The organism is Bradyrhizobium sp., assembly GCF_049586575.1.
Classification (GTDB): domain Bacteria; phylum Pseudomonadota; class Alphaproteobacteria; order Rhizobiales; family Xanthobacteraceae; genus Bradyrhizobium.
In genome coordinates, this window is record NZ_JBAVCF010000792.1 from 1 (window position 1) to 4,920 (window position 4,920).

Sequence of the window (4,920 nt, forward strand, 5' to 3'; positions counted from 1 at the left end):
CGTTGTTGGTGATCGCGTAGGCGAAGCCGGCGCCCGCGGTGAGACCGTTGGCCATGACGTTGAAATTGTCGACAGGGAGCCCTGCTCCGGCGGGCGGGGTGTTGGAGTGCTGAATGTCGCCGAAGGCGTAGCCGCCGGTAAAGAACATCAACCAGCGGTCAACCGTAAGGCCGCCTCTCACACGCTTTGGACCGCCGGCTTCTGCGCGCTACCTGGCTTCCGCAGCCGCGACCGCCGCGGGCACCGGCGGATCGCCGAGCGCGCATTCGCGCCAATCCGGCACGGTGCAGTTCGAGGGCCAGTTGCCGCCGAGCGCCATGAACAGAGCGGCGGTATCGGCCATGCGGTTGGCTTCGGTCTGCACCCGCACCACGGCCGCCGTCAGGTAGGTCTGCTGCGCATTGAGCACGGCCAATTGGTTGACCTGGCCCTCGCTGAGTTGCTTCTGGACAATGTCGAGGCTGGCCTTCGCAGTGTCTTCCGCTCGCCGCGCCGCGCGCATCGCCTTCGCGTCCGCCTGCAAAGCGCGAAGTGCGTCAGCCACATTCTGGAATGCGGTGATGACGGTCGCGCGATATTGCGCCTCGGCCTGCTCCAGAGCCGCCTCGGCGGCCTTTTGTTTGTGATAGAGCGTCAGGCCATCGAAGATCGGCGCGGCGGCAGCGGCCCCCAGGGTGAAGAAGCCGGTGCCGGGCGCGAAAGTCTGCGGCCAGTTGAAGGCGGCCGAGCCGCCATTGGCGGACAACGTGATGTTGGGCAAGCGGGCCGCGATCGCGACGCCGATCTGCGCGGCCGCCGAATGCATGTTGGCTTCCGCCGCACGCACGTCGGGCCGCCGATTGACGAGTTTTCCCGGCAGGCTGATCGGCAGGTTGGTCGGCAGCTTCAGATGGGCCAGATCGAACTTCTGCCTGATCTCGTCTGCTGCATATTGCCCGGCCAGCGCGGTCAGGAGGTCGCGCTGCTGGGCCAACTGCTTTTCAAGCGGCGGCAGCAACTCCTCGGCCTGCGCCAATGCCGCGTCCTGCGCCAGCACGTCGGCCTGCGCCGCCTGACCGAAGTTGAGCTGCTTTTTCAGAATATCGAGAAGATGCCGCTCGATGGCGATGATGCGCTGGGTCGCATCAATCTGGCCACGCAACGAGGCCTCCTGGATCGCCGCTGTCACCACGTTGCTGGTCAGCGTCAGATAGGCAGCCTCGAGCTGGAACAATTGCTGCTCAGCGGTCGCGTCCAGGCTCTCGACGGCGCGAAAGTTGCCGCCCCAGATGTCCGGCACGAACGACACCGTGAGCTGGTTGGTCACCAGCGAGAATTCCGATTGCGGCCCCTGGGTCGGGATCGGCGGCACCTGCTGGGGATTGGCAACCAATATCTGCTGGGTTGCAGAATTACCCGTGACCTGCGGGAAGAACAGGCCGCGCTGGGCGAGCGCGTTGTAGCGGGCGATCTTGATCGCGGCTTCCGCGGCTTGCAGGTTGGGATTGTGGTTGACCGATTCCCTGACGAGTTCGTTCAGAGGTTCTGACTTGAACGCCGCCCACCAGCGCGTCGACACGTCCGCACCGGTAATGAAGCGTTGACCGGGGACGCCGGGCTGACCCTTTGCGGGATCTGCCGATGCCAGTGTTCCCGTCACGTAACCATTCACGTCGGGCGCGGCAGCCGGGCTGAAATTCGGTCCCACCGCGCAGCCGGAGATGGCCAGCGACATCGCGGCGAGGGCGACCACGGCGGAAGCGGATCGCAGCTTGTGCACGCGACGAAGGTGCCGCGAGGCAACCGCCTGCTCAGAATCAATACGCAACATGCGTCCCAACCCCTCGCAGCGTCCTGTCTTGCGGCTTCCGCTAGCCATCCGGATTTCCTCCGGTGACTGCGGCCGGATCGCCGGCAACGGCTGTGCTTTCAACATCGCGCGAAAGGAATATCTTTCGAAGCGCAGGCGCCACGACAAGCAAAAGCAACGGCCCGATGAACATACCACCTACGACGACGGTGGCCAGAGGGCGCTGCACCTGGCTTCCGATACCGTGGGATATCGCGGCCGGAAACAGACCGACGCCGGCCGACAGCGCGGTCATCAGCATCGGCCGCATGCGCTGTTCGGCGCCATGAAACACGGCGTCGGCGATGTCCATGCCCTGGGCCCGAAGCTCCCGGAAATAAGTGATGTTGAGAATGCCGTCCATCACGGCGACGCCGAACAGCGAGATGAAGCCGATCGCCGCCGAGACGGAAAAATCAAGTCCGGCGAAATTGAGTGCGATCAGACCACCGCCGATCGCAAAGGGAATACCGGCCACCGACAGCAGGCTGTCGCGCAGCGAATTGAACAGCCCGTACAGCAGCACGAGGATCAACAGCAGGGTGATCGGCACCACGATCAGCAGCCGCTGCTTGGCGTTCTGCAAATCCTCGAATTCGCCGGACCAGATGATGCGGTATCCGTTCGGAAGCTTGACGGCTTTCGAAACCCGCTGCTGCGCCTCCTCGACGGTGCTGCCGAGATCGCGGCCGCGGACGCTGAACTTGATCGGAATGTAGCGCTGGCTGCGCTCGCGATAGATGAACGAAGCTCCGGTATCGAGCGTGATATCGGCAAGCTCGCTGAGAGGAATATAGCCGTTGCCGCCTCCCGGCGTCTGATAAGCCACCTTGACCGCCCGGATCGCGTCGATGCTGCTGCGATATTTGGCATCCAACCTGACCGCCAGATTGAACTGCCGGTCGCCTTCAAGGACGGTCGTCGCGGTGGTGCCGCCGAGCGCGGCCTGGACGACGGTGTTGACGTCACCGGTGTTGAGCCCATAGCGAGCGGCCTTCTCCCGATCGATCTTGATATTGAGGTTCGGCTGTCCGAGAAGGTGGAAGATTCCAAGATCGGTCACGCCCTTGACCTTGGCCATCTCCGCCATCACCTGGGTCGCCGTGTCCTCCAGTACCTGAAGGTTGGGTCCGATGATCTTGACCGAGTTGGCGCCTTTCACGCCCGACAACGCTTCCTCGACGTTGTCCTGGATGTATTGCGAGAAGTTGAAGCCGATCCCGGGCAATTCGTCGGCGAGCTCCTGCTGAAGCTCCTCCGTCAGCTTTTCCTTGGTCAGGTTCGGCGGCCATTCATCGAAAGGTTTGAGCGGGGCGAACAATTCCACGTTGGAGAACGGCGAGGCGTCGCTGCCGTTGTCGGGACGTCCGTGCTGCGACACCACCGTTATCACTTCCGGATGTCTCAGCAGGATCTCGCGCATTTTCCTGGTGGCGGCGGTGCCGGCATCGAGCGACATCGTCGACGGCATCGCGGCCCTGATCCAGAAGTTGCCTTCCTCGAGCGCCGGCAAGAACTCGCTGCCGAGCCGCGAGGCCGCCGCGATGCTCAAGCCAAGGAATACCAGTCCGACGGTTACGGCGACCTTGAGATTTGCGAGCGCCCATCGCAGCACCGGCGTATAGCTCTTGCGCAGCGCCTGAACGATGACGGTTTCGGTTTCCTCGATGTGCTTGGGCAGCAGCAGCGAAGCCAGGACCGGCGTTACCGTGAAGGTAGCGATCAGCGCGCCGGCCAGCGCGTAGCCATAGGTTCGCGCCATCGGTCCAAAAATCTGGCCCTCGACGCCCTGCATCGTGAATAGCGGCACGAATGCGGTGACGGTGATCGCAGCGGTAAAGAACACGGCCTTATCGACCTGGAGCGCGCTGACGAAGATCATGCGCAGCCGCTCGGTCCACCTGGGAGCGACGCTGCTATGCCCATGCGCGGACGTAGGATCGGTCCCCCAATAACCCTCCGAGAGATGCTGAAGCAGGGTCTGCCGGCTTTCCGATGACGACTGAAAATTCCGGTAGATATTCTCCATCATGATCACGGCGGAATCGACGATGATGCCAAAATCGACCGCGCCGAGCGAAAGCAGGTTGGCGTCCTCGCCCTGCAAGACCAGGATGATGATGGCGAAGAACAACGCGAACGGGATGTTGACGCTGACGATGATGGCGCTACGGAGATCGCCGAGAAAAACCCACTGAATAAAGAAGACCAGCACGCAGCCGAAAATCAGGTTGTGCAGCACCGTATGCGTGGTCACGCCCACCAGCGAGCTGCGGTCGTAGTAAGAGACGATTTTGACACCGGGCGGCAGGCTGCCGTCGGAGTTCAGTTTGTCGACCTCGGCCCGGACTTTCGGAATGATGTCGTTGGTATGCTGGGTCCGTCCCATCACGACGATCGCGGCTGCGATATCGTCCTCGTGATCCCTGCCGCCGATTCCAAGGCGCGGCACATAGCCGACCGAGACGGTGGCGACGTCCTTGACCTGGATCGGCAAACCGTTCGACTGGGTCAGTACCACATTCTCGATGTCGTGGACCTTGTAGCCTTTGGTGACGTCGTCGGCGCCGCCGCTGTCGACCAGTCCAACACCGCGGATATTGACCGATTGCTGGCCGATAGCGATCTCACGGCCGCCGACGTTGATGTTGGAATTGCCGAGCGCGGTGATGAGCTGAGGGATCGTGATATTGTAGGCTTCGAGTTTTTCCAGATCCGCATCGACATTGAACTGCTTTGTCGTGCCGCCCCAGCTATTGATCTGCACCACGCCGGGAATGGTGAGAAGACGCCGGGTGATGACGTAATCCTGAAGCGTGCGCAGATTGGTCAATCCGAAATGCGGAGGGCCGACGACCTGATAGCGGTAGATTTCGCCGACCAGACTGGACTGCTGGATCTGGGCCACCTGGTTGCCCGGCAGGTTGACGTTCTGCTGGAGGCTGATCGAGGCCTGCTGCAGAGCGAAGTAGAAGTCGACGCCATACTTGAACGTGACGCGGACAAACGAAAGGCCGTAGAACGAGGTCGAGCGGATATTGACGACACCCGGCGTCGGATAGAGGCCGACCTCCATCGGGATCGTATAGTAT

At 62.2% G+C, this 4,920-nt stretch carries 3 protein-coding genes; all 3 read right to left on the bottom strand.

Annotated features, from left to right (window positions below; all coding sequences use genetic code 11):
• Nucleotides 1-181 (bottom strand): outer membrane protein (locus WB528_RS28260; RefSeq protein ID WP_423892729.1); only part of this gene is annotated, 181 nt, incomplete at its 3' end.
• Between the two features lie 27 nt (nucleotides 182-208).
• On the bottom strand, nucleotides 209-1,858 hold the full coding sequence (locus WB528_RS28265; protein WP_423892731.1) for an efflux transporter outer membrane subunit: 1,650 nt from the start codon (nucleotides 1,856-1,858) through the stop codon (nucleotides 209-211).
• Nucleotides 1,851-4,920 (bottom strand): efflux RND transporter permease subunit (locus WB528_RS28270; RefSeq protein ID WP_423892733.1); only part of this gene is annotated, 3,070 nt, incomplete at its 5' end. The genes WB528_RS28270 and WB528_RS28265, both read right to left, overlap by 8 nt.